We start from the raw sequence: 25,757 nt of genomic DNA, 5'->3' as shown, positions 1-25,757 counted from the left end.
TCACCTAAATCGTGCGACTCACTACTTACCCCAAGGGTTCGTATTGCGCTGCACCATGAACACGATTATAGGGCGGGTCGACGTGATGTCAACATGTTTTTGTTGCACTGCACACAAAAACTTTTCCGGATTATTTCTTCGCCTAAACAATGAGATGTGAACGTACGTTCATAAAAACGCAGGAGCCGGGGTGCGCTGCGTCAGATGCCGCGCCAGGGCGCTTTCAGCGCAGTTCGGACAGCAGTCGTGCTGCGGTGCGTTCGGTTTCCCGCAGGTAGGCACTGCCGAACAGCAAAGTATGGTTCAGCAGGTGATACAGCCGGTAAAGGCCGCGCCGCGATGCAGCGCCAGCGTCCAGAGGAGCACTCTTCTGATAGGCGGCGTACATGGAGATCGGGAAGCCCCCGAACAGTTCCGTCATCGCGTAGTCCGCCTCGCGATCGCCGTAATGCACGGCTGGATCGAACACGGCAGGCTGACCATCGACCATGCCGGTATTGCCGTGCCACAGGTCGCCATGGAGCAGCGAGGCCGCCGGGCGGTATTCGAGGAAGAGAGCCGGTACGCGTTCGACGATGCCCTGCAGGTTGCGTATCAGTTCGCCGCGCATGCCTTCGGCGATCAGTTGTTCGAGTTGCGGCCGCAGGCGCTTCTGCGCATAGAAGAGTGGCCAGGTCGTAGACGTGCCGTTCTCCTGACGGCTGTCGCCGAGCCAGTTGTCGCGTGGCAGACCATACAGCTCACCACGGACGTTATGTAGCGCTGCCAACGCCTTGCCGAAAGCGCGCCCGTCCTCATCGGTGGACACCGGTTTCAGGTCCAGCCATTCGAGCGCCAGCCAGGCGACGTCGCCGGCGGTGCCGCTGCCGCGTGCGGCCGGTAGCCGGAAGCAGCCGGTATCCTGCAGCAGCGCCAGTCCTTCCATCTCCGCTGCGAACACTTCCGCCCGGTCGGCTGGCAGCAGCTTGACGAAAAGGGGAGCGTCGCCAGTGTCGATCCTCAGTGCGCGGCGAGTGCGACCGGGTGTCAGTTCGACAGTACTCGTGCAGCCCACGTCCAGCGCAGCGGCAATCTGTGTCGCGAGCGCATTCATTCGCCGCCGCCCCAGCTGTCGGCCAGACGGATGTTGGCCGACGACAGTCGCGCCGCCAGCACCTGCAGGAAGGCTTCGTAGAAGCGCATGCGGCAGGTCTCGGAGGCGCGGCGGATGCGTTCGCCGTCGATCGCGAACAGCAGACTGTCGGTGTTCGCCTGCACGTCGTTGGCGCGCAGCTTGCGGTCACGGCGGGCGATCACCGACATTTCGCCGCAGCATTCGCCGCTGGTCAGGATGTTCAGCGTACGGCCCGATTTGCACACCGCCAGTTCGCCCTCGACCAGCACGTAGAGCCGGTCGCCTTGCTCGCCGTCCTTCATCAGCAGCGTGCCGGCAGCGACGCGCTCCTGCCGAACGAAGTGAGCAACCTCCCACAGTTCGACGTCGCTGAATTCATTGAAGAAGGTCAGCGTGCGCAACAGCCGGAAGTGCTCGGCGGCGCTCGATTCGTCCTCGCGCGGCTTGAGCCGACGGTTACGGAAGGCCTGCGCCAGATCGTGCGTAAACTCGGCCCAGGTCGCGTAGCGCAGCGCGATGTCCTTCTGCATTGCGCGCGCGACGACGGCGTCCAGTGCGGGGGGCAAGCCTGGACGATGCACCGACGGCGGAGGCGGTTCGACGTGGATGATCTGGTACACCAGGCTGTACTTGTTGCTCGCCTGGAAGGGCAACTCGCCCGCCAGCAGCTGGTACAGCACGACGCCCAGCGAGTAAATGTCCGTCTGGTGGTTCAGCGGCATCTCGCGCACCTGCTGCGGGCTCATGTAGGCCGGCGAGCCGACGCCCTCGACCTGCGTGCGCTCATTGGCGGTAAACAGCGCCGCGCCGAAATCGGTCAGCTTCAGTTCGCCGTCGCGGGTGAGCAGGATGTTGGCCGGCTTGATGTCGCGATGCGTGATGCCCAGCTGGCAGGCGTAGTCGAGTGCGCGCGTGCACTTGAACATCAGTTCGACGATGCGCTCCACCGGCAGCAGACCGGGGCGCTGCACGTGCGCCTCCAGCGTGCCGCCGGCGACGTACTCCATCACGATATAGGCCTGATCGCCGGTCACCACGGCGTCGTGGATGGCGACGATGTGCGGATGCTGCAGCTTGTCGGCGAGCGACGCTTCGTTGATCAGCAGATTGCGGTGCAGCCTGCCGCGCGCGTGGTCGTTCAGCACGTCGGGGTCGATGCACTTGATCGCCACTTCGCGCTGCGTCTGCGGATCCCACGCCAGCCATACGGTGCTGGTGCTGCCGCGGCCGATGATGCGCCTGAGCTGGTAGCGGCCTAGCGAACCGCCGGGTGCGGGGGCGTCGGGCGGGGTCGGCGGCGCGGGTGTCTGCATCCGCTCAGACACCGGTCAGGCGCTGGTTGGCCAGCGACAGCCGCTCGACCAGGATGCGCAGGAAGGCGCGGTCGAAGCGGTGGCGGCACGCTTCCGACGCGTGTTCGAGTGCCGCGTTGGCGAGGTGGATCACCACCGCCTCGGACAGCGTGGACACGTCGGCGCCGCGGGTGCCGCGCTCCGGCGTCAGCCAGGCCATCTCGCCGACGCATTCGCCGGCCGACAGCACGTTGAGCAGCTTGCGTCCCTTGGTCACCTTCACTTCGCCTTCCGCGATGATGAAGAAACCGTCGCCCGGGTCGCCCTCGCGCAGCAGCATCTGGCCGCCGGCCACGCGGTGCCATTCGCCCAGACGCACCACCTCCCACAGTTCGACGTCGGAAAAATCGCGGAAGAAGGCGAGCCGGCGCAGCGAGTTGAATTTCTCGCTGTCGGCGATGCGGTTGCCGTGGTCGCGCTGCGCCTCGGTGCGGAAAGCTTCGGCGAGGTCGAACGAGAAGGCGTCCCAGCTCGGGTAGCGGTCGTCCAGCGATTTCTGCAGCGCGCGCATCACGATGCCGTCCAGCACAGGCGGCAACTCCGGCCGCAGTGCCGACGGCGGCACCGGATCGGCGTGGGTGATCTGGTACATCATGCTGAAGTTATTGCTGCCCTGGAAAGGCAGCTGGCCTGTCAGCAGCTGGTACATCACCACGCCGAGCGAAAAGATGTCGGTCTGGTGATTGAGCGGGTGTTCCTTGATCTGCTGCGGACTCATGTAGGCCGGCGAGCCGACGCCCGACACCTGGGTTTCGGTGGCCGATACCGACATCGCGGCGCCGAAGTCCGACACCTTTACATTGGTGCCGCCGACCGCTGCGCCGTCCTCGACGCGCATGATGTTGGCCGGCTTCAGGTCGCGGTGGATGACGCCCAGCCGCCACGCGAAGTCGAGCGCGCGCGTGCACTTGAAGATGATTTCCAGCACGTCGCCGACCGGCAGCAACCGGTCGGCCGAGATATACGGCTCCAGCGTGCCGCCCGGTACATACTCCATCACGATGTAGGCCGGGTCGGCGTCGGCGACCGCGTCGTAGATATGCACGATGTGCGGGTGCGTGAGCTTGCCCGCCAGCGAGGCCTCGGCGACGAAGAACTTGCGCTGATAGCGCTCGGACTTGCTGCCGCTGGCGCCAGTGTCGTCGCCGCGGGCAACGATCTTGATCGCCACGTCGCGCCGTCCGAAAGGGTCGTGCGCGAGGAATACCTTGGACGTGGCGCCTTCGCCGAGCAGGCGCAGGATGCGGTACTTGCCGAGCAGGTCCATGTCAGCGTGGGGCCGGTGACAGGCGTCGCGCGGTCGCTCCGGTGCGTGTGATGCCTGTCGGTTTCAAGCGGTTTCTCCCGTTTAGCCGGTCGCCAGCCGCGCGCGAGCGCGGCCGATGGCGGCGCGCACCTGCTCCGGTGCGGTGCCGCCGATGTGGTTGCGGGCGGACAGCGAACCTTCGACCGTCAGAACCGCGAACACCGATTCATCGACCAGCGGCGAGAAGGACTTGAGCTCGTCCAGCGTGAGGTCGGACACGTCGCAGCCCTTCTGCTCGGCCAGCCTCACTGCGCGGGCGACTGCCTCGTGCGCGTCGCGGAAGGGCAGGCCGCGCTTGACCAGCCAGTCGGCCAGGTCGGTGGCGGTGGCGTAGCCCTGGCGCAGCGCGCTTTTCATTGCCTCGGCCTTGACCCGCACGTTGAACACCTTGCTGCCGTCGGCGGCGGTGCTGCTGCCCATCATGTCGGCGTAGATGCGCAGCGTGTCGATCACCGTGTCGGCGGTGTCGAACAGCGGTTCCTTGTCTTCCTGGTTGTCCTTGTTGTAGGCCAGCGGCTGGCCCTTCATCAGCGTGAGCAGCGCGACCAGGCTGCCATTCACGCGGCCGGTCTTGCCGCGCACCAGCTCCGGTACGTCCGGGTTCTTCTTCTGCGGCATGATGGACGAGCCGGTGCAGAAGCGGTCCGCCAGGTCGATGAAACCGACGCGCGGGCTCATCCACAGGATGAGCTCTTCCGACAGGCGCGACAGGTGGGTCATCAGCAGGCTGCTGGCGGCGCAGAATTCGATCGCGAAGTCGCGGTCGGACACCGCGTCCAGCGAGTTGAAGCACACTTCGTCGAAACCCAGTTCGGCGGCGACGAATTCGCGGTCGATCGGGAAGGTGGTGCCAGCCAGCGCGGCGGAGCCGAGCGGCAGCCGGTTGGTGCGCTTGCGGCAGTCGGCGAAGCGCTCGGCGTCACGCCGCAGCATTTCGAAATAGGCCATCAGGTGGTGGCCGAAGGTGACCGGCTGCGCCACCTGCAGGTGGGTGAAGCCAGGCAGCGGCGTGGCGGCGTGGTGTTCGGCCAGGTCGAGCACGGCGCGCTGGAAGTCGGCGATCAGCGCGAGAATGGTGTCGATCGCGTCGCGCAGCCACAGCCGGATGTCGGTCGCCACCTGGTCGTTGCGGCTGCGGCCGGTGTGCAGGCGCTTGCCGGCGTCGCCGACCAGTGCGGTCAGGCGCTTCTCTATATTGAGGTGCACGTCCTCGTCGTCGAGATTCCAGTCGAACTGGCCGGCTTCGATTTCCTGCGTGATCTGTGCCATGCCCGAGCGGATGGCGTCGAGATCGGCTTGCGCGATGATGCCCTGCTTTGCCAGCATGGCGGCATGGGCCAGCGAGCCGCGGATGTCCTGCCGCCACATGCGTTGGTCGAAGAACACCGAAGCGGTATAACGCTTCACCAGATCGGACACGGGCTCGGAAAAACGGCCCGACCACGCCTTGGTCGGCTCGGACTGCGAAGATGCGCTCATGATGGAAAGAAGTTCGGCACGCTGCGGGAAACCGTCAATTATAGGCCAGCGGGGCGCAAAGCCCGACGCGCCGGCCGGCGTGCGCCCGGCGCAGGGGCTGACGTGAGGCCGGCGCGCGCACCCGACTGGCGCAATCTCGGCGTGATGCTGCGCACCGTGCTGCTGGTCAACGCGCTGGCTGCGCTGGCACTGCTGGCGCGCAACCGCAGCTGGGACGCGCTGCCGCTCGATGCGGCGGAAATGGCGGCACGGGTCGAGCCGGCGCTGATTCTGTCGCTGCTGCTGCTCTATCTGATGGCGCCGTTGTTCGCCAGGCTCCGCGCGCGCAGCGGCTGGGCGCTGACCGGGCTGGTCGCGCTCGGCAGCGTGCTCGCGACGACCGCGCTCGGCGGCTGGGACGTCGACTCGGTACCGTCCTGGCCGGTGCGCGAGGCGATGTGGGCGCTGCTGGCGGCCGCTGCCGCGATGACCTATTTCACCGTGCAGGAGCGCGCGCTCGGCCCGGCCATCGCTCAGGCGCGGCTGATGGCGCTGTCGGCGCGCATCCGGCCGCACTTCCTGTTCAACAGCCTGAATGCGGTGCTCGGCATCATGCGCGAGGACCCGCGCCGGGCCGAGCGCGCGCTGGAGGAACTGTCCGACCTGTTCCGCGTGCTGATGCGCGAGAACCGCGATCTGGTCACGTTGGGTGACGAGCTGGCGCTGTGTCGCCAGTACATCGCACTGGAGACGCTGCGCCTGGGCGAGCGACTGAGCGTGCGCTGGCAGACCGACGGCTGCCCGGCCGACGCACGGGTACCGCCGCTGATGCTGCAGCCGCTGCTGGAGAACGCGGTGTATCACGGCGTCGAGCCGCTGGCCGGCAACGGCGAGGTCAGGGTGAGCGTGCAGCGGGCCGGTGGCGACGTGGTGGTCGAGATCGACAATCCGGCGCCGTCGCGCGACGGTGCTACCGGTCATGGCAGCGGAAACCGGATGGCGCTGGACAATATCCGCGAGCGGCTGATGCTGTTCTTCGATCTTGAAGCGCAACTGGAGGCGGGCGAGCAGGACGGGCTATACCGCGTGCGCATCCGCTTTCCGTACCGGGTGGGGGGCTGAGCGTGCTGCGCGTGTTCATCGCCGACGACGAAGCCCCGGCCCGCCTGCGCCTGCGCGCGCTGCTGTCCGACATCGCGGACGAACTGCCGAACCGGGTGGTCGGCGAGGCGGCGAACGGACAGGAGGCGCTGGAACGTCTGTCCGCGCTGGCGGCCGACGATCAGGCCGACGTTGCGTTGGTCGACATCCGCATGCCCGGCATGGATGGTGTCGAACTGGCGACCCGCCTGGCGGCACTGCCGCGGCCGCCGGTACTCGTGTTCTGCACCGCCTACGATCAGTATGCGGTGCGCGCCTTCGAACTGCAGGCGGTCGACTACCTGATGAAGCCGGTGCGCGCGAACCGGCTGCTCGACGCGCTGCGCCGGGTACCCGAGCGACGGGTGCAGCCGGTGGAGGCGGGGCGCACCCAGCTGTCGTGCAGCGAACGCGGTCGCATCCTGCTGCTGCCCGTGGCCGACATCCTCTATCTGCGCGCCGAACTGAAATACGTGACCGCGCGTACCGCCGCGCGCGAATACCTGCTGGAAGAAGCGCTCGCCGCACTGGAACAGGAATTCGCCCGACGCTTCGTGCGCATCCACCGCAACTGTCTGGTTGCGCGCGACGCCGTGATCGGCTTCGAGCACGTGCGCGACGGCGCCGAGGGACACTGGGCGGTCGTGCTGAAGGGGCTGGACGAACGCCTGCCAGTGAGCCGGCGGCAGTGGGCGCAGGTTAGGGCGGAGTTTGCCGACATCCGGGGGACGGAACGGGGCTGAGGACGGAAGGCAAGCTCCGACTCATTCGGTAAGCGCCGAGCAGTGCTCGGCGAAAGCCTCACCTCATCAACCACGGTCGGCCCTGCATGGCCGACCGGTTCCGCGGGCGCGAAGCAGTGCTTCGCGAACCCCCCGATCTACTCACGGTTTGCCCTGCATGGCAAAACGGTTCGATGGGCGGCGAGCAGTGCTCGCCGGAACAGAAACTACGGAAGTCGGCCCTGCATGGCCGACCCATTCGGTGAGCGCCGAGCAGTGCTCGGCGAAACCCTCACCTCATCACCCACTATTCCGCAGTGCGGCTGCGACGCCGTTGATGGTCAGGTGGATGGACCGGCGGGTGCGTTCGTGGCGGTTGCCGGCGCGGAAGCGGCGCAGCAGTTCGACCTGCAGGTGGTTCAGCGGCTCGATGTAGGGGAAGCGGTTGCGGATCGAGCGCGCGAGCAGCGGGTTGGTCGACAGCAGTTCCTGCGCGCCGGTGATCTGGCGTACGGCGTCCAGCGTGGCCTGCCATTCGGCGCGGATGCGCGTGAAGATGGCGGTGCGCAGCGCCTCGTCCTCGACCAGTTCGGCGTAGCGGCTCGCGATCGCGATGTCGGTCTTCGACAGCACCATGTCCATATTGGAAATGAGCGTGGCGAAGAAGGGCCACTCGTGCACCATGGCCTGCAGTCGCGCCATGCCGTCGGCGTGCTGGGCGCGGTACTCGTTCACTGCCGAACCGAAGCCGAACCAGCCGGGCAGCATGAGCCGGCACTGCGACCACGAGAACACCCACGGGATGGCGCGCAGGTCCTCGATCTTCTGCCCCTTCTTGCGTGAGGCCGGGCGCGAGCCGATGTTCAGCTCGGCGATCTCGGTGATGACGGTCGACTCCCAGAAGTACTTCTCGAAACCCGGGGTTTCATAGACCAGATTGCGGTAGGCCTTGAAGGCGTAGCCCGACAGTTCTTCCATCGCGTCGGTGAACTCCGGCGGTGCGGCGGCTTCGCGCTTGCCCAGCAGCGTCGCTTCGAAGGTGGCTGCGGCCAGCACTTCCAGATTGCGTCGACCGACGTCCGGATTGGAGTACTTGGAGGCGATCACTTCGCCCTGTTCGGTGATGCGGATCTGCCCCTGCACCGCGCCGCCCGGCTGCGCCAGGATGGCCTGGAAGCTGGGGCCGCCGCCGCGACCGACCGAGCCGCCGCGGCCATGGAACAGGCGCAGCCGCACGCCGTGGCGCTTGAACACCTGCACCAGCTTGGTTTCCGCCTTGTACAGCTCCCAGCCGGAGGTCAGGAAACCGCCGTCCTTGTTCGAATCGGAATAGCCCAGCATCACTTCCTGCGTGAGCGCGCGGGCATCCAGCAGCACGCGCCAGATCGGAATCGTGAACAGGCGGTCCATGATGCGCGGCGCGTTGCGCAGGTCGCCGATGGTTTCGAACAGCGGGATGATGTTCATCGCTGCCTGCCGCTCGTGCACGTTGAGCAGGCCGACTTCCTTCAGGATGAGCGCGACTTCCAGCATGTCGGACACGCCGTCGGTCTTCGAAATGATGTAGTTCGGCAGCGCCGCTTCGCCGTACAGCTTGTGCATTTCGGCGGCCGTGCGCGCGATCGCCAGTTCGCCCTCGGTTTCGGCCGAGAACTGCATGAAGGGCGCGGTCAGCGGACGCGGCGTGCCCAGCTCGTTGATCAGCACCTCGATGCGCTGCTCTTCGCGCAGTTCGAGGTAGTTGTTGCAGACGTGCGCGTTGGCCAGCAGTTCGGCGATCACGCGCTCGTGCACGTCGGAGTTCTGGCGCAGATCGAGTGCCGCCAGATGGAAGCCGAACACGCGCGCGGCGTGGCGCAGGCGGCGCAGCCGGCCGCGCGCGATCAGCGCCGACTTGTGGCTGACCAGCGAATCGTGGATCACGTCGAGGTCGCGCACGAATTCGGCGGCATCCGTGTAGGGGTCGGCGTCGCCGACCGCCTTCCACAGCGCCTCATGCTGGTCCAGCGTGCGAGCGGTGACCGCCAGGCGGGCGTAGATGCCGGCCAGCGCGCGGCGGTATAGCTCGTCCTCGCGGTGCGGCGACTTGTCGGGTGCGGTGGCGGCCAGCACGCGCAGTTCGTCGCTGACGTTGTTCAGCAGCGTGGTCGGCGACAGGTCGGTGTCCAGGATGTGCACCTGGGTCAGGTAGTAATCCAGAGCCTTGGACGACTGCACGCGTAGCGTCGCGCGCAGCACGTCGGCGGTGACGAAAGGATTGCCGTCGCGGTCGCCGCCTATCCACGAGCCCATGCGCAGGAAGCTGCCGATTTCGCGCTTGTGTTCGGGAAAGGCCGCTTCGAGCTGGTCCTCGACCGCGTTGTAGACGCGCGGCAGTTCGCGCAGGAAGGTGTAGTCGTAGAACGACAGGCCGTTGATCACCTCGTCGGCCACCGACAGCCGGGTGCGCCGCAGCATGCGCGTCTGCCACAGCGAGGTGATGGTGCGGCGTACCGCCTCGTCGCGCTCTTCCAGCTCTTCCGGCGTCAGCCGCATGCGGTCGCGCTCGTCGATGAGGCGGGCGATCTTCATTTCCTGGCTGAGGATGCTCTTGCGCTGCACCTCGGTCGGATGCGCGGTCAGCACCGGCACCACCAGGCCGTCGCGGAAGAAGGCGAGGATTTCCTCGGCCGGGATCTGGGCATCGAGCGCCTTGGCGAGCGCGTTGGCCAGCGTGCCCGGGCGCGGCGGGTCACCAGCGATGGCATGGGCGCGGGCGCGGCGGATATGGTGCTGGTCCTCGGCGATGTTGGCCAGATGCAGGAAATAGCTGAAGGCGCGTACAACGATGATGGTGTCGTCGTCCGACAGGCCATTCAGCAGCTTGGCCAGTTCGGCGCGCGCGTCGAGGTCGTCGTTGCGGCGGAAGCGCACGCACAGCTGGCGAACGTTCTCGATCAGTTCGAACATGCGGCTGCCTTCCTGCTCGCGCACCACGTCGCCCAGCATGCGGCCGAGCAGGCGGATGTCGTCGAACAGCGGCTGGTCTTTGTCGTGCGTGGCGCGATCGTGCACCGCAACCGGCGTCTGGGCCTGTTGATTCACTGGCAATCCTTCCTCGAAGAGGGTCCTGAATGAGTGTCTGATTCATGCGCGCCGCCGGCCTGCTCTGGCCGAGGCGATGCGATGTTCCATCCGGGGCTGCTAGAATTCGGGCCGATTCGCGCGCTGCCTGTAGGCACTCGCTCACGCTGGCGCGCGGTGTGTTCACCTAACTGATCACCACACGCCTATTTTCCATATGGATCATCCGGCCGGCCCGGCGGACCTCATTGCGGCGGATCGCGCGCAGTCGGTACCGCAGCAGGAAACCCAAGCTTACCCGAAGCCCGGGCGCATCGTGATCGCATCGCGCGAGTCGCGGCTCGCCATGTGGCAGGCGGAACACGTGCGTGACAGACTGTCATCGCTGTACCCGGGTACGATCGTCGACATCCTCGGCATGACCACGCGCGGCGACCAGATTCTTGACCGGCCGCTGGCCAAGGTCGGCGGCAAGGGGCTGTTCGTCAAGGAACTGGAAACCGCCTTGCTCGAAGGCCGCGCCGACCTGGCCGTGCATTCGATGAAGGACGTCCCGATGACGCTGGCTGACGAGTTCGCGCTGGTCGCCACGCTGGAGCGCGAAGTGCCGCAGGACGCCTTCGTGTCGTCGCGCTACGCCAGTCTCGACGAACTGCCGCCGGGTGCCGTGGTCGGTACCTCCAGCCTGCGGCGCGAGTCGCAACTGCGAGCGAACTTCCCCTATCTCGCGGTGAGCAGCCTGCGCGGCAATCTGGATACCCGCCTGCGCAAGCTCGACGAGGGCCAGTACGACGCGATCATCCTCGCCGCGGCTGGCCTCAAGCGGCTCGGTCTGGGTGATCGCATCCGCTCGCTGCTGCCGGTCGAACTGTCGCTGCCGGCAGCCGGTCAGGGCGCGCTCGGCATCGAGGCGCTGTCGTCGCGGCCGGAAGTGGCGGCCTGGCTGGCGCCGCTGGTGTGCGGCACCAGCGAAGCCTGCGTCCGCGCCGAACGTTCGGTGTCGCGCGCGCTGGCCGGCTCCTGCGAAGTGCCGCTGGCCGCCTACTGCGTGCTCGATGGTGGCGCGCTGTGGCTGCGCGCGCGCGTCGCGATGCCCGATGGCTCGCGCATCGCGATGGCCGAGGCGCGCGGCAATATCGCGCAGCCGGATGAACTGGCTGCCGTCTGTGTCGAGGCCCTGCTGGCGGACGGCGCACAGGCCATCCTCGACGATCTGGCCGGACGATGAATCCGCGCGGCGCGCTGAGCGGACGCGGCGTGCTGGTCAGCCGCCCGCGTGCGCAGGCGGCTGCGCTCAGCGACGCGATACGCGCGGCCGGCGGCCATCCGCTCGAATTTCCGCTGATCGACATCGAGCCGCTGGCTGATACCGCAGCGGTGACAGCGGCCGCGGCGACGCTGGACGATGCGGCACTTGCGGTGTTCGTCAGTGCCAACGCGGTCAACCATGCACTCGACCTGATCCTGCCGCGGCGTGCTTGGCCGGCAGCTTTGCCGGCCGCCACGGTGGGCGAACAGTCGGCGCAGGCGCTGCGTGCGCGCGGCATCGCCCGCGTGATCGTGCCGCATCAGGGCCGCTACGATTCCGAGGCGCTGCTGGCGCTGCCCGAACTGTCGGCTGCCGCGCTGGCCGGGCGCCGGGTGCTCATCTTCCGCGGCGACGGCGGGCGCGAACTGCTCGGCGACACGCTGCGCGCGCGCGGCGCGACGGTCGAACACATCACCTGCTACCGGCGCGTGCCGCCGCGCGATGGCGCGCCACTGTGCGAGGCCGTACGAGGCGACGCACTGCACGCGCTGACCATCACCTCGTCGGAGTCGCTGCGCAATCTGCTGGCGCTGCCCGGCCTGGACTGCGCCGACGCGCTGCGCGCGCTGCCGCTGTTCGCGCCACACGCGCGCATTGCCGAGCAGGCACGCGAACAGGGCTTCGCCCGCGTGATCGAAACCGATCCCGCCGATGCCGGCCTGATGGCCGGTCTGACCGATTACTTTTCGTCGCCGTCGCGCGACCTTCACTGACGACATGAGCGAGCAGACACCCCCGAATACCCCTGTCACCCCTGTCGGCGAAGTCGCCTCCCAGCCGGCGTCGTCGAAGCGCGAGGGCGTCGTTCCACTGTGGGCGCTGGGCCTGTCGCTGCTGTTGCTGGTCGCGCTCGGCGTGGCGAGCTTCCTGATGCTGCAGCGCATGCGTGCGCTGGAGTCGGAACTGCATCGGCGGGTCGAGGTGGTCGGCGAACAGGCGGCGCAGGCCACCCGCGCGACCGAACAGGAGGCCGCTGGCATCGCGGGCTACGGCACGCGGCTGAGCAGTCAGGAAGTGCAGCTCGCCGAACTGCGGGCACGCATCGACGCCTATGAGTATCTGGCCGACGACCTGGTGCGCAGTTACGACGAACGCGTGCTGGCCGAGGTCGAGCACGCGCTGGTGCTGGGCCAGCAGCAGCTGCAGTTGGCCGGCGACGCCAAGCTCGCGCTCAGTGCGCTGTCCGGCGCCGAAGCGCGGCTGGCGCGCGTCGATACCGGCCGCTACCTGCCGCTGCGCCGTGCCATGGCGAACGACATGGAGCGACTGCGCCGCGCGCCGATGGCCGATCTGTCCGGCCAGGCACTGCGCATCGACACCCTGCTGGCGGTCGTCGACGGGCTGCCGCTCGCCTTCGAGCGCTCGCCGGCCCGGGGTGCGTCGACAGCAGCGCCCGGCGACGACAAGGGGGCGGCGCCGACGCAGGCCGAACGGCTGGCGCGGGCGGTGTGGGAGGAGGTGCGCCAGCTGGTGCGCATCGAACGTCTGGACCGCCCCGACCCGGCGCTGCTGTCGCCGGAGCACAGCTTCTTCCTGCGCGAGAACTTGAAGCTGCGGCTGATCAACGCGCGCGTTGCGCTGCTTCAGCGCAACGGTGCCGTCTGGCGCGAGGACATCCGGCTGGCGCGTGAGTGGATCGAGCGCTACTACGACACCCGCGCCCGCCAGACCGAAAACGCGCTGGTCACGCTGCGCCAGCTGGCGGCAGTCGATCCGGGCGAGGCATTGCCCGGGCTGAATGAATCGATGAGTGCGCTGGCGCAGCTGAAGGCGCAGCGTCAGCGCCCGACTGTCTCGCGCGAGGAGAAGCGCTGATGGTGCGCCTGCTGCTGTGGCTGCTCGGCCTGTGTGCACTGGCCGTCGGTCTGGTCATCGCCGCCCGCCACAACGACGGCTTCGTGCTGATCCAGTGGTCCCCGTGGCGCGTCGAGCTGTCGCTGAACCTGTTCATCGTCACGCTGCTGCTCGGTGTCGCGCTGCTGTACAGCCTGTTCCACTTCATCGACGGCCTGATGCGCATGCCGGCGCGCGCCGCGCGCTATCGCGCCCGTCAGCGCCGTCATCGTGCGGTGACCGCGCTGCGCGACGCGGCACGGCTCTACTTCGAGGGCCGCTACGGCCACGCGCAGCGCAGCGCGCGGGTGGCGGTCGAGGGCGGCGAATCGCCCGGGCTGGCTGCGCTGATCGGCGCCCGCGCGGCGCACGCGATGCGCGAACAGGTGCAGGCCGACGAGTGGCTGCGCCAGGCCGAGCGGTTCGATGATCTGCGCACCGCTCGCCTGATGACCGAAGCCGACATCCTGACCGACCGCCGCGAATACGGTGACGCGCTGGAGCGCATCGACGTGCTGCAGTCCGGCGGTCAGCGCCACGTCGCCGCACTGCGGCTGGCGATGCGCGCCCGCCGTGGCCTCGGCGATTGGGGCGGCCTGCTGCGTGTGGTGCGTCTGCTGCAGAAGCACCGTGCACTGACGCCGGAACAGGCGGCGCCGGTACGTCGCCAGGCGCATATGGGGGCGCTGCACGACATCGATCCGGCGGAACTGGATGCCTACTGGAAGAGCCTGCCGTCGGTCGAGCGCGAGGACGCGCAGGTCGTACGCGCGATGTGCGAGGCGCTGGTCGCGGCCGGCCAGTTCGCGCAGGCGCGCAAGCTGATCGAGGCGCAGATCGAGCGCGGCTGGGAATCGTCGCTGATGACGCTCTATGCGCACTCCGACGGCGGCGACGCGCTGGCGCGCATCGCCCGGGCGGAGGCCTGGCTGCGCGACCACCCGGACGACGCCGAACTGCTGCTGGCACTCGGCCGCCTGTGCCGCACGCAGCAGCTGTGGGGCAAGGCACAGAGCTATCTCGAAGCGGCGCTGGCGGTGCAGCCGTCGCGCATCGTCCATGTCGAACTGGCGTTGCTGGCCGAACACCTGGAGCGACCTGACGATGCTCGGGCACATTTCCGCGCTGCGGCACTGATGAAGTGAACCTCGCCGCTGTGCCTATGTCATGATCCGCGCGTGATCATCGGCGCGGACATGACATGAACAATCCCTTCGAAAGTGACGTCGCTGCGCAGCCGCCTGCCGACCCCTTCGGGCCGTCCGGCGCGCCGCACGCGGAGGCCCTCGTGTTCTCCGGCCGCGGCGCCGAGTACTTCGGCATCTGGATCGTGAACCTGCTGCTCAGCATCGTCACGCTGGGCATCTACTCCGCCTGGGCCAAGGTCCGGCGGCTGCAGTACTTCCATCGCCATACCACGCTGGGCGGTGCGGCCTTCGACTACCACGGCGATCCGCGCGCCATCCTGAAAGGGCGGGTGATCGGCGTCATCCTGCTGGTCGCCTACAACCTGTCATTCGAGTTCTCGCTCTACCTCGGCATTGCGGTCGCCATCGTGCTGGCGGCCGTGATGCCGATACTGCTCATGCGTTCGCTGAAGTTCCGCGCCCGCAATACGAGTTGGCGTGGCCTGCGCTTCGCCTTCGATGGCGACGAGAGAGGCGCTTACTCGGTCTTCCTGATGTGGCCGCTGCTGTCCGTACTGACGCTCAACCTGCTGGCGCCGATGTGGCACCAGCGCATGAAGCGCTATCAGATCGACAATGCACGCTTTGGCACCACGCGTTTCCATCTGGATGTGCCGGTGTCCGCCTTCTACAGGATGTACGGCGTCCTCTTCCTGCTCCTTCTGGCAGGCCTGCTCGTAATGGGGGCAATGATGGTGGGTCTCTTCGCGCTGAGTGGCGGCGGGCCGGAAACCATGTCCATGCTGCCGATACTTCTGTTTCTCGGCTGGCTGGCCGTGCTCATGCTGGTCCAGCCCTATCTGCTTGCACGCCTGCAGAATGTGGTGTGGAACAACACGCGACTCGGCCCGCATCGCTTCGAGTCGCGTGCCCGTGCCCGCACGCTGTACGCGATCACGCTGACCAACCTGATCGCCATCGTGTGCACCTTCGGTCTGTTCATGCCCTTCGCCGCGATACGCCTCGCGCGCTACCGGATCGAGAGCGTCACGATGATCAGCGCCGGTCCGCTCGACGACTTCGTCGCCGGTCAGTCGCAGGACGTGGCGGCGACTGGCGAGGAGGCGGCCGATCTGTTCGATGTCGACATCGCACTCTGACATGCCGTCAGCGGTGGCGGCCCTGTATTTCGACGGTGTCAGCGCGCGGGCGCATGCGGCGACCATCGTGCTCGACGGTGACGCGCTGCAGGTGCAGGCTGAAGGCGTCATACGCCGCGAGCCGCTGTCGACGCTGCGCCTGTCCGAGCCCATGGGGTCGGCGCCGCGGCTGATCACCTTCGCCGACGGCGCGCATGTCGAGGTGCGGGATCACGCCGCGCTGGCGCTGCTGCTCGACGCCAGCGGTCATCGCGACCGTGCGACGGTGCGCTGGGCCTTCGATGCACGCGTCGTGCTCGGTGCCGTCGCAGCGCTGATCCTCATCGTCTGGCTGGGCGCGCGCTATGGCTTGCCCTGGGCGGCCGGTATGGCGGCGCCGCACGTGCCGCAGCCGGTGGTGGCGGCCATGTCGCAGCAGGCGCTCGAATTGCTGGACGACCGCCTGCTGGCGCCGAGCAAACTCGACGAGGCGCGCCAGCAGCAGTTGCGCTCGGCGCTCGCAGCGCGCAGCGCGCTGCCGCACACGCTGTTGTTCCGCTCGGGCGGGTCGGTCGGTGCCAACGCATTTGCGCTGCCCGACGGCTCGCTCATCGTCACTGACCAACTGGTCGCGCTGGCCGACGATGACGAACAGGTGCTGGCGGTACTGATGCACGAACTCGGGCACGTCGAACGCATGCATGGCATGCGCATGGTGCTGCAGGGGTCGGCCGTCGCGCTGTTCATGACCTGGTATGCCGGTGACGTGAGCAGCCTGCTGGCGATGGCGCCGACCGTGCTGCTGCAGTCGGGCTACTCGCGGGACATGGAACTGGAAGCCGACGCCTACGCGGCGCGCGCGCTGCGCAGTCAGGGCCGCTCGCCGGCGCTGCTGGCCGACATGCTCGAACGCCTCGCCCGCGCGCATGGCGCGCGCGACAATGACACGTCTGCAGGGTGGCTTTCAAGCCATCCGGATAGCGCACAACGTATCGAAAAGCTCCGCCGTGGAGACTTCACCGCCGATTGACCTTGGTCAACGTGGGGTTTTCAGCTCTTGAGGATACTGCCGTCACTGAATGCGGTTTAAATCCTCTGGAGCACGTAAAAATGAAGGCGATCAAGTGGGTGGGTGTGGCAGCACTGGCTGCCGTGGCAGGTGTGGCCAACGCGGCTGACGAAGGCAACTGGATGGTGCGCGCACGTGCGCTGTACATGAACCCCGATAACGACAATTCGGGTGGTCTGGGCCTGCCGATCGATGTCGAAGCCGAGAACAAGGTGTTCCCGGAAATCGACATCACCTACTTCTTTACCAAGAACATCGCAGCCGAGCTGATCCTGACCTATCCGCAGAAGCATGACGTGGAACTGGGCGGTGTGGGCATCGGTTCGGTCAAGCACCTGCCGCCGACGCTGACGCTGCAGTACCACTTCAATCCGGAAGGTCAGATTCGCCCCTACGCCGGTCTTGGCCTGAACTACACGCGCTTCTCCAGCGTCGATCTGGATGCCGGCACCGTTCTCGGCGGCAGCGTGCCGCTGCGCATCGACCGCAGCAGCTTCGGTTGGGCGGCACAGGTGGGCGCCGACGTGCAGATCGCGCCGAAGTGGTTCCTGAACTTCGACGTCAAGTACGTCGCGATCGACACCGACATCTTCATCAAGGGCGCTGGCGGCGCCAAGGTGACCAAGCTGGGCATCGACCCGATGCTGTACTCGGTCGGTATCGGTTATCGCTTCTGAGTTTGAGCGGGTTCGCCGGTCGAGGGCCACAAGCCTGAAGGCCGGCGGGCAAGCCAAAGGTTCTTCCTGCAGTCCCGGTTCGGGCACCCTTGAGGTGCCCGTTTTTTTGGCTCTCGGGCTGAGCTCGCGCAGGACTGACGAGCGACCGGCTCCGCAGGCGCGAAGCAAGGCTTCGCGAACGTCTGCTATACCCAGTCCCGCGGCGGGAGGAAATCGGTGTAGAGCTTCGCTTCCGGCGAGCCGTCGGCGGGGTGCCAGTCGTAGCGCCATTTCACCACCGGCGGCATCGACATCAGGATGGATTCGGTGCGCCCGCCAGACTGCAGGCCGAACAGCGTGCCGCGGTCGAACACCAGGTTGAATTCGACGTAGCGGCCGCGCCGGTAAGCCTGGAAATCGCGTTCGCGCTCACCGTAGGGCGTGTCGCGGCGGCGTTCGACGATGGGCAGGTAAGCGTCGAGGAAGGCGTTGCCGACCGCCTGCGTCAGCCCATAGGCGTGGTCGAAGCTCACTTCGCCGTCGGCACCCAGATCGTCGAAGAACACGCCGCCGATGCCGCGCGCTTCCTTGCGGTGCTTCAGGTAGAAATAATCGTCGCACCACTTCTTGTAGCGCGCCCAGGTGTCGGTGCCGAAAGGCGCCAGCGCGTCGCGGCAGCTACGGTGGAAGTGGGCTGCATCCTCTTCGACGCCGTAGTATGGCGTCAGATCCATGCCGCCGCCGAACCACCACACCGCGTCGCCGCTCTTCGGCTGCGCGGTGAAGAAGCGCACGTTCAGGTGCACGGTCGGCACGTAGGGGTTGCGCGGATGCAGCACCAGCGACACGCCCATCGCCTCGAACGACGCTCCAGCGAGATCCGGGCGGTTGGCCGACGCCGACGGCGGCAAGGTGTCGCCGCGCACGTGCGAGAAATTGCAGCCTCCGCGCTCGAACAGCTTGCCTTCCTCGATCAACCGCGTGCGGCCGTCACCCTGCAGCCGTTCTTCCGGGCCACGCACCCAGCCGTCGGTCAGGAAGGGCGAGCCGTCCGCCGTTTCCAGGCCGGCGATGATGCGGTCCTGCAGATCGAGCAGCCAGGCGCGGACCACTTCCGCCCGCGTGCTCATCGCCGCACCGCCCGGTGGCCGATGTCGCGGCGGAACTGGGCGCCGTCGAACTGGATCTGATCGCACAGCGCGTAGGCGGCGCGCTGCGCCTGCTTCACGGTGTCGCCGAGCGCGGTCACGCAGAGCACGCGGCCGCCGTTGGTGACCACCTTGCCGTCACGCTCGGTGGTGCCGGCGTGGAACACGTGGCCTTCCGCCGTCGCGGCCGGCAGGCCGTTGATCACGTCGCCCTTGCGCGGCGCGTCCGGATAGCCGGCGGCTGCCATGACGATGCCGAGTGCGACGCGGCGGTCCCAGTCGGTACTGGCTTCCGACAGCTTGTAGTCGAGCGCGGCTTCCATCAGGTCGACCAGGTCGGTCTTCAGTCGCATCATGATGGGCTGGGTTTCCGGGTCGCCCATGCGACAGTTGAATTCCAGCACCTTGATGTCGCCGTCCGGCGAAATCATCAGGCCGGCGTACAGGAAGCCGGTGAAGGGGAGGCCGTCGAGCGCCATGCCGGTCAGCACCGGCTGGATCACTTCGCGCATCACGCGGGCGTGGATTTCCGGCGTCACCACCGGCGCCGGCGAATAGGCGCCCATGCCCCCGGTGTTGGGGCCGGCGTCGCCATCAAGCAGGCGTTTGTGGTCCTGGCTGGTGGCCAGAGGCAGCGCGCTCATGCCGTCGCACATGACGATGAAGCTGGCTTCCTCGCCTTGCAGGAATTCCTCGATCACGACGCGCGACTTGCCGCCGTCGTCGCCCGGCAGCATGGTGCCGATGGCGGCGTGCGCTTCGGTCAGCGTCATCGCGACCACGACGCCCTTGCCGGCCGCCAGGCCGTCGGCCTTGATCACGATGGGCGCGCCCTTCTCGTCGACATAGGCACGCGCAGCGGCGGCGTCGGTGAAGGTCTGGTAATGCGCGGTCGGGATGTTGTTCTTCACCATGAACTGCTTGGCGAAGTCCTTCGAGCTCTCGAGCTGGGCCGCCTTGCGGGTGGGGCCGAAGATCTTCAGGCCACGCACGCGGAAGCAGTCGACCACGCCTGCGGCCAGCGGCGCTTCCGGGCCGACCACAGTGAAGGCGATGTTCTCGTTCTCGACGAAGCTGATCAGCTCGGCGAAATCGGTGATCGGCAGGTTTTCGATATTCGGTTCCAGCGCGGTGCCGGCATTGCCCGGCGCCACGTAGACCTTGTGCACACGCGGACTCTGCGCGAGCTTCCAGGCGATGGCGTGTTCGCGCCCGCCCGAACCGATGACCAGCAGTTTCATGATGCGTCCTTCTTCAATCGTGCGCGGATACGGCTCAGTGACGGAAGTGGCGGGTGCCGGTAAACACCATGGCCAGACCGTGCTCGTCGGCGGCGGCGATCACTTCTTCGTCGCGCATGCTGCCGCCCGGCTGGATGATGGCTTTCGCACCGGCTTCGGCCAGCACGTCCACACCGTCGCGGAAGGGGAAGAAGGCGTCCGACGCCACCACCGAACCGGCAATGGTCAGACCGGCGTTCTCTGCCTTGATTCGCGCAATACGCGTCGAATCAACGCGGCTCATCTGGCCGGCGCCGACACCGACTGTCGCGCCGTCGCGGCAATACACGATGGCGTTCGACTTCACGTACATGGCGACACGCCAGGCGAAGGTGAGGTCGGTCATTTCCTGGGCGGACGGCGCGCGCTGGGTCACCACCTTGAGGCGGCCTTCGAGCGATTCCGGTTCGTCCGCGCTCTGGATCAGCAGGCCGGAGCCGACCCGCTTCACGTCGTGCGAATTGCGGCCGCGCGTCCAGGCGGTCGCACCCTTCGGATCGACGCCGTCGAGCGGGATTTCCAGCACGCGCACATTGGCCTTGGCCGCCAGCAGCTTCAGCGCGTCGGCGGTGAAAGCGGGCGCCATCAGCACTTCGACGAACTGGCCGCTGACCGCTTCGGCGGTGGCGGCATCGACCGTGCTGTTGAAGGCGATGATGCCGCCGAAGGCCGAGGTCGGGTCGGTGGCGAAGGCCTTGCGGTAGGCCTCAAGCGGGGTGGCGCCGAGCGCCACGCCACACGGGTTGGCGTGCTTGACGATGACGCAGGCGCCGGTGTCGAAGCTTTTCACGCATTCCCAGGCGGCGTCGCCGTCGGCGATGTTGTTGTACGACAGTTCCTTGCCCTGCAGCTGTTTCGCGCTGACCAGCGAACCCGGGGCCGGGTAGAGGTCGCGGTAGAAGGCGGCGCGCTGGTGCGGGTTCTCGCCGTAGCGCAGGTCCTGGATCTTGACGAAGCGGCCGTTGGACTGCGCCGGGAACTCGTTGCGCGAGCCGTCGGCGTTCAGCGCCGACAGGTAGTCGCTGATCGCCGCGTCGTAGTTCGAAATGCGGTTGAAGGCGGCGACCGACAGCGCGAAGCGGGTGGCGTCGGACAGCGCGCCATTCGCGCGCAGTTCGTCCAGCACGCCGGCGTACTGCGACGCGTCGGTCAGCACGCCGACGCCGCGCCAGTTCTTGGCGGCCGAACGCACCATGGCCGGGCCGCCGATGTCGATGTTCTCGATCGCGTCTTCCAGCGTGCAGCCGGCCTTGGCCACCGTCGCCTCGAACGGGTACAGGTTCACCACCAGCAGATCGATGGTCGGAATGTCGTGTTCCGCCAGCGCCTGCATGTGCGCCTCGACCTCGCGCCGGGCGAGCAGGCCGCCGTGGATGCGCGGGTGCAGCGTCTTGACGCGGCCATCCAGCATTTCCGGGAAGCCGGTGTGGTCGGCCACCTCGGTCACCTTCAGGCCGGCATTGGCCAGAAGCGATGCGGTGCCGCCGGTGGACAGCAGTTCGATGCCAAGCCCGGTCAGGGCGGTGGCGAATTCAACGATGCCGGTTTTGTCGGATACGCTGATCAATGCACGCTGTACTTTCATGCGCCGTTCCAGTGGGAGGTTGAGGAATTCGGTGGGGCGGGGCCGGGGCGCCGCTCAGATCATGCCGTGGTCGGTGAGCTTGCGCCGCAGCGTGTTGCGGTTCATGCCGAGCATGTCGGCGGCGCGCGTCTGGTTGCCTTCGGCTTCGCGCATCACCACCTCAAGCATGGGGCGCTCCATCTGGCGCAGCACCATGTCATAGATGTCGCTCGGCGCTTCGCCATCCAGATCGCGGAAATAACGTTCCAGCGAGTGCCTCACGCACTCGGCAATGTCACTGCGTCCGCTCATGGCGGCGTCTCCCTGATGGTCCGTCCCGATGCTGCGCCGTGTTCAGGCGCTCAGGCGGCCAGTACCTGCGTGTCGTCTTCGGTGGATTCCGGCTCGTAGGCGAGCCTGTCGTTGTCGGCCGCCATGCGGCCGAAGAATTCGTCGATGGCCGCCAGCTGGGCGGTCGTGCCTTCGAGCTGGTTCATCGCGTGGCGGAAGGCGGCGGAGCCGACCAGGCCCTTGGTGTACCAGGATATGTGCTTGCGGGCGATACGCACGCCGCTCTCTGTGCCGTAGAAGCCGTACAGGTCTTCGATGTGCTCGCGGCACACGCGATGGATTTCCGACACTTCGGGCGGCGCCAGCAGTTCGCCGGTGGCGAGGAAATGTTCGATCTCGCGGAAGATCCACGGCCGGCCCTGGGCGGCGCGGCCGACCATGACGCCGTCGGCGCCGCTGATGGTCAGCACCTCGCGTGCTTTCTGCGGCGTCGTGATGTCGCCGTTGGCGATCACCGGAATGTTCACCGCCGCCTTCACCGCGCGGATGGTGTCGTACTCGGCGTGGCCGGTGTACTGGTCGGCGCGCGTGCGGCCGTGGATGGCCAGCGCGCGGATGCCGCACTGCTCGGCCACGCGCGCCAGCATCGGTGCATTCTTGTTGTCGCGGTTCCAGCCGGTGCGCATCTTCAGCGTGACCGGGGTGTCCGGCACTGCCTTGACCACGGCTTCGAGGATGCGCTCGACCAGCGGCTCGTCCTGCATCAGCGCCGATCCGGCCATCACGTTGCAGATCTTCTTCGCCGGACAGCCCATATTGATGTCGATGATCTGCGCGCCGCGGTCCACGTTGTGGCGGGCGGCGTCGGCCATCATCTTCGGGTCGGCGCCGGCGATCTGTACCGAAATCGGTGCCACCTCGCCGTCGTGGTTCGCGCGGCGCTGCGTCTTCGCGCTGCCGTAGAGCAGGGAATTGGACGTGACCATTTCCGATACCGCCAGTCCGGCGCCCAGCTTCTTGCACAGCTGGCGGAAGGGTCGATCGGTCACGCCGGCCATGGGCGCGACGAAAAGGTTGTTCCGCAGGTTGAAGCCGACGAACTGCATGGTGGGTGGGGACGGTATACGGACGGGCAGGGGCGCGATTCTACCCCGATGCGGCGGCGCAGAGAAAATCTGCAGCGAAGCCCGCCGACGGTGGGGCGTATCCGGGGATGTCAGTCCAGACCGGCGGTCGCGAAGGCGCGGTCCAGGTCGGCCACCAGATCGGCGCGGGTCGCCAGCAGCGCGTTGACGTCGCGTGCCAGCGTGTCGTCGGCAACCGCCTCGGGCCTCAGTTCGCGGCCAAAGCCCTCCTCGCTGCGGGTCCCCAGCATCCGTTCCAGCATGCGATGCCCGAGCGCCGCCTTGAAGTGCCCGCCCTCCCAGTACCAGCGCGTGACGCTGCGCCGGTCACCCTGCGACGGCACCGCTTCGGCCGTTTCAGGCGTGACGGCGACGAAATCCCACAGCCTGACGCTCGCACCCTGCGCAGCGGCGGCATGAACCGTGTCGGCCAGCGCCTGTTTCCATGCGGCGACTTCGTCCATCAGGCCTGCCCGGTGCAGCGTGCCCAGGATGTGCGCGTGGTAGGGGTAGGTAAAGCACTCGACGCGGATGTCGTGCTGGTCGGCCAGTTCGAGCAGGCGGCGCAGTGCGATGAAGTCGGCGGTCGTATCGAGCCGCGACGGCCAGCGGTGAGCACCGATGCGACGGGCGTTCTCGGTGGCGCGCTGACGGAACAGCGGCGCATAGCCCTCTCGCGCCGCCATGCCGTCGTAGTCGCGCAGCGGGTTGAAGCCGTCGTCGCGCAGCGTGGCCGCGTGAGGGTCGCGCTGCGCGCGCAGCGTGAGCAGACTGTCGCCGAGCGCTGACAAGGTGATCACGCTCTGCAATCGCGTCGCGCGCTGCTGCGCCCACAGGTCATCGCGTGACCGCCAGTGGGGGCGGCGCAGCGGTTCGGCGTTCAGCAGATCGAACAGTTCCAGCCCGACCAGCAGCAGACGTGGGCGATGTCCGGCCGCCAGCAATGCTTCGACCTGATGCACCTGCGCCGTCAGCGCGGCGCCCGGCTCCGCCAGATTGAAGGGGCGCTGCGCCAGTGCGGCGAGTGTGCCGTGCGTCGGGTCGAGGCCGATGTCGGCGCGCGAGTTGCCGAGGACGAGCGCGTCCGGCCGGTGGCGCAGCGCGCGTGCCAGTTTCAGTTCGCCGATCGCCCGCTCGGGACGGATCTTGACCGCGTTCACACCGTCGATGCGCACCAGCCCGTGGAGTCCCCACGGGTCGATGACGACGTTGAACAGTGCGACCACTGCCAGCGACAGCGACAACGTGACCATCCACAGGCGGGCGAAGCGGCGGCGCGGCGTCATGGTCAGAACTGGAAGTAGAGGAATTCGGACGGCCGCGACAGCGCCAGCACGCACAGCGTGCTGGCCAGGCCCAGTCCGATCGCCCAGCGCGGGCGCAGCGAGAAGTGCAGACCGCCGCGCAGCGGCCGCACGCGCTCGATCGCCGGTCTGAGACGCGCGTGGATCTGTTGCGTGTTCGGGCAGGCGAAGGCGATGATGGCCGCGACCGTCACCCAGATCCAGGTGGTGACGAACTGCTCCCCGCCGCCGCCATAGAACTCGACACCGAGGCGCTGCAGCACGGGCGCCAGCGGGCCGAGGCGCAGGCCGATCGCCTCCGGCAGGCCGACGCCATGTACGCCTGCCATGCCCGCCAGCAGATCGAATGCGACCGGCAGGCTGGTGGCGCGGAAGAACACCCAGGCGACCACCACCGCGACGAAGGTGAGCAGCACGGCAAGCGGTCGCGGCAGCCGGAACATCGACGACCAGGCGTGCTGGATGCACAGATAGGCGCCGTGCAGGCCGCCCCATAGCAGGAAGTTCCAGCCGGCGCCGTGCCACAGACCGCCGAGCAGCATGGTCACCATCAGGTTGCCGTAGCGGCGCAGCGGCCCGTGCTTGTTGCCGCCGAGCGGGATGTAGAGGTAGTCGCGCAGGAAGCGCGACAGGGTCATGTGCCAGCGCCGCCAGAAGTCGGAAATGGTGGCTGCCTTGTAGGGCGAGTCGAAGTTGAGTGGCAGCTTGACGCCGAACAGCCGCGACAGGCCGATGGCCATGTCCGAGTAGCCGGAGAAATCGAAGTAGAGCTGGAAGGTATAGGCCAGCACGCCGCCCCAGGCGACCAGCAGACCGGGCTCGCTGCTGCGGTCGAATACCGCGCCGGCGAGCGGCGCCAGGTTGTCGGCGAGCAGCACCTTCTTCGCCAGACCGAACACGAAAATGCTGCCGCCGATCAGGAAGTTGTTCAGATGCGGGCGGAAATTCCGGGCCTTTTCGAACTGCGGCATCATTTCGCCGTGATGCAGCACCGGCCCGGCGATCAGGTGCGGGAAATAGGTGACGAACAACGTGTAGCTGACCAGCCGCGTCTCATGCACCTTGCCGGCCCATGCATCGACCAGGAAGGCGATCTGCGTGAAGGTGAAGAAGGAAATGCCCAGCGGCAGCACGATGTCGGGCACCGGCAGGCCCAGGTCGGCCATCCGGTTGGCGGTGTCGATGAACAGCGCGCTGTACTTGTAGCCGACCAGCAGCGCGAGGTCGGCGGTGATGCCCAGTGCCAGCAGGCGGCCGGCGGCCGGCGTGCCGGCGCGCGTTGCGATGGCGCGGCCGGTCAGGTAGTTGAACAGGATGGAGCCGATCAGCAGCGGCAGGTAGCGCGCGTCCCACCAGCCGTAGAAGAACAGCGACGCCAGCGCCAGCCAGCCGGCCGCCAGCGTGATCGAACGCCGTCCGAGCAGGAAATAGCCCGCCAGCGCGACGGGCAGGAAGGCGAATAGGAAGGCGTAGGAATTGAACAGCATGCGCGGCCGTCGGGCGTGGGGTGTGCGCGGATTCTAGAGGCAGGTCGCGGCCGCCGCGAGGAACTGCGACCGCCTCGCGGGCGCTACCAGCCGCGCGCGCCGAACATCATGCGCCGGCCGATGAACTGACGCGCCGGCGGACAGGCGTCGAGCAGGGCGAGCGCGGCACCGCGGGCGTGACCGGCGAGCGGGCCGAGCAGCGGATGGCCGGCTCCGATGCCGAAGATACGCACCAGCGCGTCGGTGAAACCGCCAGTCGCTGCGCGATCGG

At 67.5% G+C, this 25,757-nt stretch carries 21 protein-coding genes and 1 pseudogene; 9 read left to right on the top strand and 13 right to left on the bottom strand.

The features are described from left to right. Nucleotides 1-223 precede the first annotated feature (223 nt). From AC51BJ_RS16765 to argH, 4 genes are all read right to left on the bottom strand, one after another. A complete protein-coding gene (locus AC51BJ_RS16765; protein ID WP_496280995.1) occupies nt 224-1,093 on the bottom strand; it encodes a fructosamine kinase family protein in 870 nt (289 codons plus the stop codon). Continuing rightward, the gene (locus tag AC51BJ_RS16760) at nt 1,090-2,427 is read right to left on the bottom strand and encodes a serine/threonine-protein kinase (protein WP_496280994.1); all 1,338 of its coding nucleotides are present in this window, start codon (nt 2,425-2,427) and stop codon (nt 1,090-1,092) included. The genes AC51BJ_RS16765 and AC51BJ_RS16760 overlap by 4 nt, the downstream gene beginning before the upstream one ends. 4 nt (nt 2,428-2,431) lie before the next feature. Beyond that, nucleotides 2,432-3,733 (bottom strand): protein kinase domain-containing protein, encoded by a 1,302-nt coding sequence (locus AC51BJ_RS16755; protein WP_496280993.1) that lies wholly within the window; start codon nt 3,731-3,733, stop codon nt 2,432-2,434. An 81-nt stretch (nt 3,734-3,814) separates the two neighbouring features. Further along, a complete protein-coding gene (gene argH, locus AC51BJ_RS16750) occupies nt 3,815-5,251 on the bottom strand; it encodes an argininosuccinate lyase (protein WP_496280992.1) in 1,437 nt (478 codons plus the stop codon). A 102-nt stretch (nt 5,252-5,353) separates the two neighbouring features. Between argH and AC51BJ_RS16745 the strand changes: the two genes are divergently transcribed. Beyond that, on the top strand, nt 5,354-6,352 hold the full coding sequence (locus AC51BJ_RS16745) for a sensor histidine kinase (RefSeq protein ID WP_496280991.1): 999 nt from the start codon (nt 5,354-5,356) through the stop codon (nt 6,350-6,352). 2 nt (nt 6,353-6,354) lie between these two features. Further along, nucleotides 6,355-7,113: a LytR/AlgR family response regulator transcription factor gene (locus tag AC51BJ_RS16740; RefSeq protein ID WP_496280990.1), complete on the top strand. Its 759-nt coding sequence runs from the start codon at nt 6,355-6,357 to the stop codon at nt 7,111-7,113. Between the two features lie 279 nt (nt 7,114-7,392). Here AC51BJ_RS16740 and ppc read toward each other — a convergent pair whose 3' ends face one another. After that, nucleotides 7,393-10,176, bottom strand: coding sequence for a phosphoenolpyruvate carboxylase (gene ppc, locus AC51BJ_RS16735; RefSeq protein ID WP_496280989.1), 2,784 nt, complete (start codon nt 10,174-10,176; stop codon nt 7,393-7,395). Nucleotides 10,177-10,372: 196 nt separating this feature from the next. Between ppc and hemC the strand changes: the two genes are divergently transcribed. The 7 genes from hemC (at nt 10,373) to AC51BJ_RS16700 (ending at nt 17,309) form a co-directional block, all read left to right on the top strand. Then, entirely contained in the window at nt 10,373-11,383 is a 1,011-nt protein-coding gene (gene hemC, locus AC51BJ_RS16730; protein WP_496280988.1) for a hydroxymethylbilane synthase, read from the top strand. Further along, nucleotides 11,380-12,177, top strand: coding sequence for a uroporphyrinogen-III synthase (locus tag AC51BJ_RS16725; protein ID WP_496280987.1), 798 nt, complete (start codon nt 11,380-11,382; stop codon nt 12,175-12,177). Before hemC ends, AC51BJ_RS16725 begins: the two co-directional genes overlap by 4 nt. 4 nt (nt 12,178-12,181) lie before the next feature. Beyond that, nucleotides 12,182-13,279, top strand: a complete 1,098-nt coding sequence (locus AC51BJ_RS16720) for a uroporphyrinogen-III C-methyltransferase (RefSeq protein ID WP_496280986.1) — start codon at nt 12,182-12,184, stop codon at nt 13,277-13,279. Further along, complete coding sequence (locus AC51BJ_RS16715) at nt 13,279-14,442, top strand: heme biosynthesis HemY N-terminal domain-containing protein (RefSeq protein ID WP_430435084.1); 1,164 nt, start codon at nt 13,279-13,281, stop codon at nt 14,440-14,442. The genes AC51BJ_RS16720 and AC51BJ_RS16715 overlap by 1 nt, the downstream gene beginning before the upstream one ends. A gap of 56 nt (nt 14,443-14,498) precedes the next feature. Then, nucleotides 14,499-15,584, top strand: a complete 1,086-nt coding sequence (locus AC51BJ_RS16710) for a YjgN family protein (protein ID WP_496280985.1) — start codon at nt 14,499-14,501, stop codon at nt 15,582-15,584. A gap of 1 nt (nt 15,585) precedes the next feature. Next, nucleotides 15,586-16,593 (top strand): M48 family metallopeptidase, encoded by a 1,008-nt coding sequence (locus tag AC51BJ_RS16705; RefSeq protein ID WP_496280984.1) that lies wholly within the window; start codon nt 15,586-15,588, stop codon nt 16,591-16,593. 80 nt (nt 16,594-16,673) lie between these two features. Continuing rightward, a complete protein-coding gene (locus AC51BJ_RS16700; protein WP_019916860.1) occupies nt 16,674-17,309 on the top strand; it encodes an OmpW/AlkL family protein in 636 nt (211 codons plus the stop codon). A 185-nt stretch (nt 17,310-17,494) separates the two neighbouring features. Here AC51BJ_RS16700 and hemF read toward each other — a convergent pair whose 3' ends face one another. The 8 genes and pseudogenes from hemF to AC51BJ_RS16660 form a co-directional block, all read right to left on the bottom strand. Further along, nucleotides 17,495-18,418, bottom strand: a complete 924-nt coding sequence (gene hemF, locus AC51BJ_RS16695; RefSeq protein ID WP_430435081.1) for an oxygen-dependent coproporphyrinogen oxidase — start codon at nt 18,416-18,418, stop codon at nt 17,495-17,497. Next, complete coding sequence (gene purD / locus AC51BJ_RS16690; protein WP_304012055.1) at nt 18,415-19,677, bottom strand: phosphoribosylamine--glycine ligase; 1,263 nt, start codon at nt 19,675-19,677, stop codon at nt 18,415-18,417. Before purD ends, hemF begins: the two co-directional genes overlap by 4 nt. Before the next feature lie 34 nt (nt 19,678-19,711). After that, nucleotides 19,712-21,301, bottom strand: coding sequence for a bifunctional phosphoribosylaminoimidazolecarboxamide formyltransferase/IMP cyclohydrolase (gene purH / locus AC51BJ_RS16685; protein ID WP_496280983.1), 1,590 nt, complete (start codon nt 21,299-21,301; stop codon nt 19,712-19,714). A gap of 54 nt (nt 21,302-21,355) precedes the next feature. After that, entirely contained in the window at nt 21,356-21,592 is a 237-nt protein-coding gene (locus tag AC51BJ_RS16680) for a Fis family transcriptional regulator (protein WP_019916864.1), read from the bottom strand. Nucleotides 21,593-21,642: 50 nt separating this feature from the next. Then, nucleotides 21,643-22,677, bottom strand: coding sequence for a tRNA dihydrouridine synthase DusB (dusB, locus tag AC51BJ_RS16675; RefSeq protein ID WP_430435078.1), 1,035 nt, complete (start codon nt 22,675-22,677; stop codon nt 21,643-21,645). 110 nt (nt 22,678-22,787) lie between these two features. After that, nucleotides 22,788-23,981 carry a hypothetical protein gene (locus tag AC51BJ_RS16670; RefSeq protein ID WP_496280982.1) on the bottom strand — a complete coding sequence of 398 codons (1,194 nt, stop codon included), beginning with the start codon at nt 23,979-23,981 and terminating at the stop codon, nt 22,788-22,790. Nucleotides 23,982-23,983: 2 nt separating this feature from the next. Next, nucleotides 23,984-25,486 (bottom strand): MBOAT family O-acyltransferase, encoded by a 1,503-nt coding sequence (locus AC51BJ_RS16665; protein ID WP_496280981.1) that lies wholly within the window; start codon nt 25,484-25,486, stop codon nt 23,984-23,986. An 83-nt stretch (nt 25,487-25,569) separates the two neighbouring features. Beyond that, a pseudogene (locus AC51BJ_RS16660) lies at nt 25,570-25,757 on the bottom strand (2-polyprenyl-6-methoxyphenol hydroxylase); the annotation flags it as partial.

The sequence above is a fragment of the Methyloversatilis sp. S146-33 genome (assembly GCF_059552495.1).
This window is presented reverse-complemented; position numbering and strand designations above follow the sequence as displayed.

Bases quoted from the DNA above. Each gene is read 5' to 3' on its own strand.
- AC51BJ_RS16765 (WP_496280995.1), bottom strand. From the start codon at position 1,093: ATGAATGCGCTCGCGACACAGATTGCCGCTGCGCTGGACGTGGGCTGC.
- AC51BJ_RS16760 (WP_496280994.1), bottom strand. From the start codon at position 2,427: ATGCAGACACCCGCGCCGCCGACCCCGCCCGACGCCCCCGCACCCGGC.
- AC51BJ_RS16755 (WP_496280993.1), bottom strand. From the start codon at position 3,733: ATGGACCTGCTCGGCAAGTACCGCATCCTGCGCCTGCTCGGCGAAGGC.
- argH (WP_496280992.1), bottom strand. From the start codon at position 5,251: ATGAGCGCATCTTCGCAGTCCGAGCCGACCAAGGCGTGGTCGGGCCGT.
- hemC (WP_496280988.1), top strand. From the start codon at position 10,373: ATGGATCATCCGGCCGGCCCGGCGGACCTCATTGCGGCGGATCGCGCG.
- AC51BJ_RS16725 (WP_496280987.1), top strand. From the start codon at position 11,380: ATGAATCCGCGCGGCGCGCTGAGCGGACGCGGCGTGCTGGTCAGCCGC.
- AC51BJ_RS16720 (WP_496280986.1), top strand. From the start codon at position 12,182: ATGAGCGAGCAGACACCCCCGAATACCCCTGTCACCCCTGTCGGCGAA.
- AC51BJ_RS16715 (WP_430435084.1), top strand. From the start codon at position 13,279: ATGGTGCGCCTGCTGCTGTGGCTGCTCGGCCTGTGTGCACTGGCCGTC.
- AC51BJ_RS16710 (WP_496280985.1), top strand. From the start codon at position 14,499: ATGAACAATCCCTTCGAAAGTGACGTCGCTGCGCAGCCGCCTGCCGAC.
- AC51BJ_RS16705 (WP_496280984.1), top strand. From the start codon at position 15,586: ATGCCGTCAGCGGTGGCGGCCCTGTATTTCGACGGTGTCAGCGCGCGG.
- AC51BJ_RS16700 (WP_019916860.1), top strand. From the start codon at position 16,674: ATGAAGGCGATCAAGTGGGTGGGTGTGGCAGCACTGGCTGCCGTGGCA.
- hemF (WP_430435081.1), bottom strand. From the start codon at position 18,418: ATGAGCACGCGGGCGGAAGTGGTCCGCGCCTGGCTGCTCGATCTGCAG.
- purD (WP_304012055.1), bottom strand. From the start codon at position 19,677: ATGAAACTGCTGGTCATCGGTTCGGGCGGGCGCGAACACGCCATCGCC.
- purH (WP_496280983.1), bottom strand. From the start codon at position 21,301: ATGAAAGTACAGCGTGCATTGATCAGCGTATCCGACAAAACCGGCATC.
- AC51BJ_RS16680 (WP_019916864.1), bottom strand. From the start codon at position 21,592: ATGAGCGGACGCAGTGACATTGCCGAGTGCGTGAGGCACTCGCTGGAA.
- dusB (WP_430435078.1), bottom strand. From the start codon at position 22,677: ATGCAGTTCGTCGGCTTCAACCTGCGGAACAACCTTTTCGTCGCGCCC.
- AC51BJ_RS16670 (WP_496280982.1), bottom strand. From the start codon at position 23,981: ATGACGCCGCGCCGCCGCTTCGCCCGCCTGTGGATGGTCACGTTGTCG.
- AC51BJ_RS16665 (WP_496280981.1), bottom strand. From the start codon at position 25,486: ATGCTGTTCAATTCCTACGCCTTCCTATTCGCCTTCCTGCCCGTCGCG.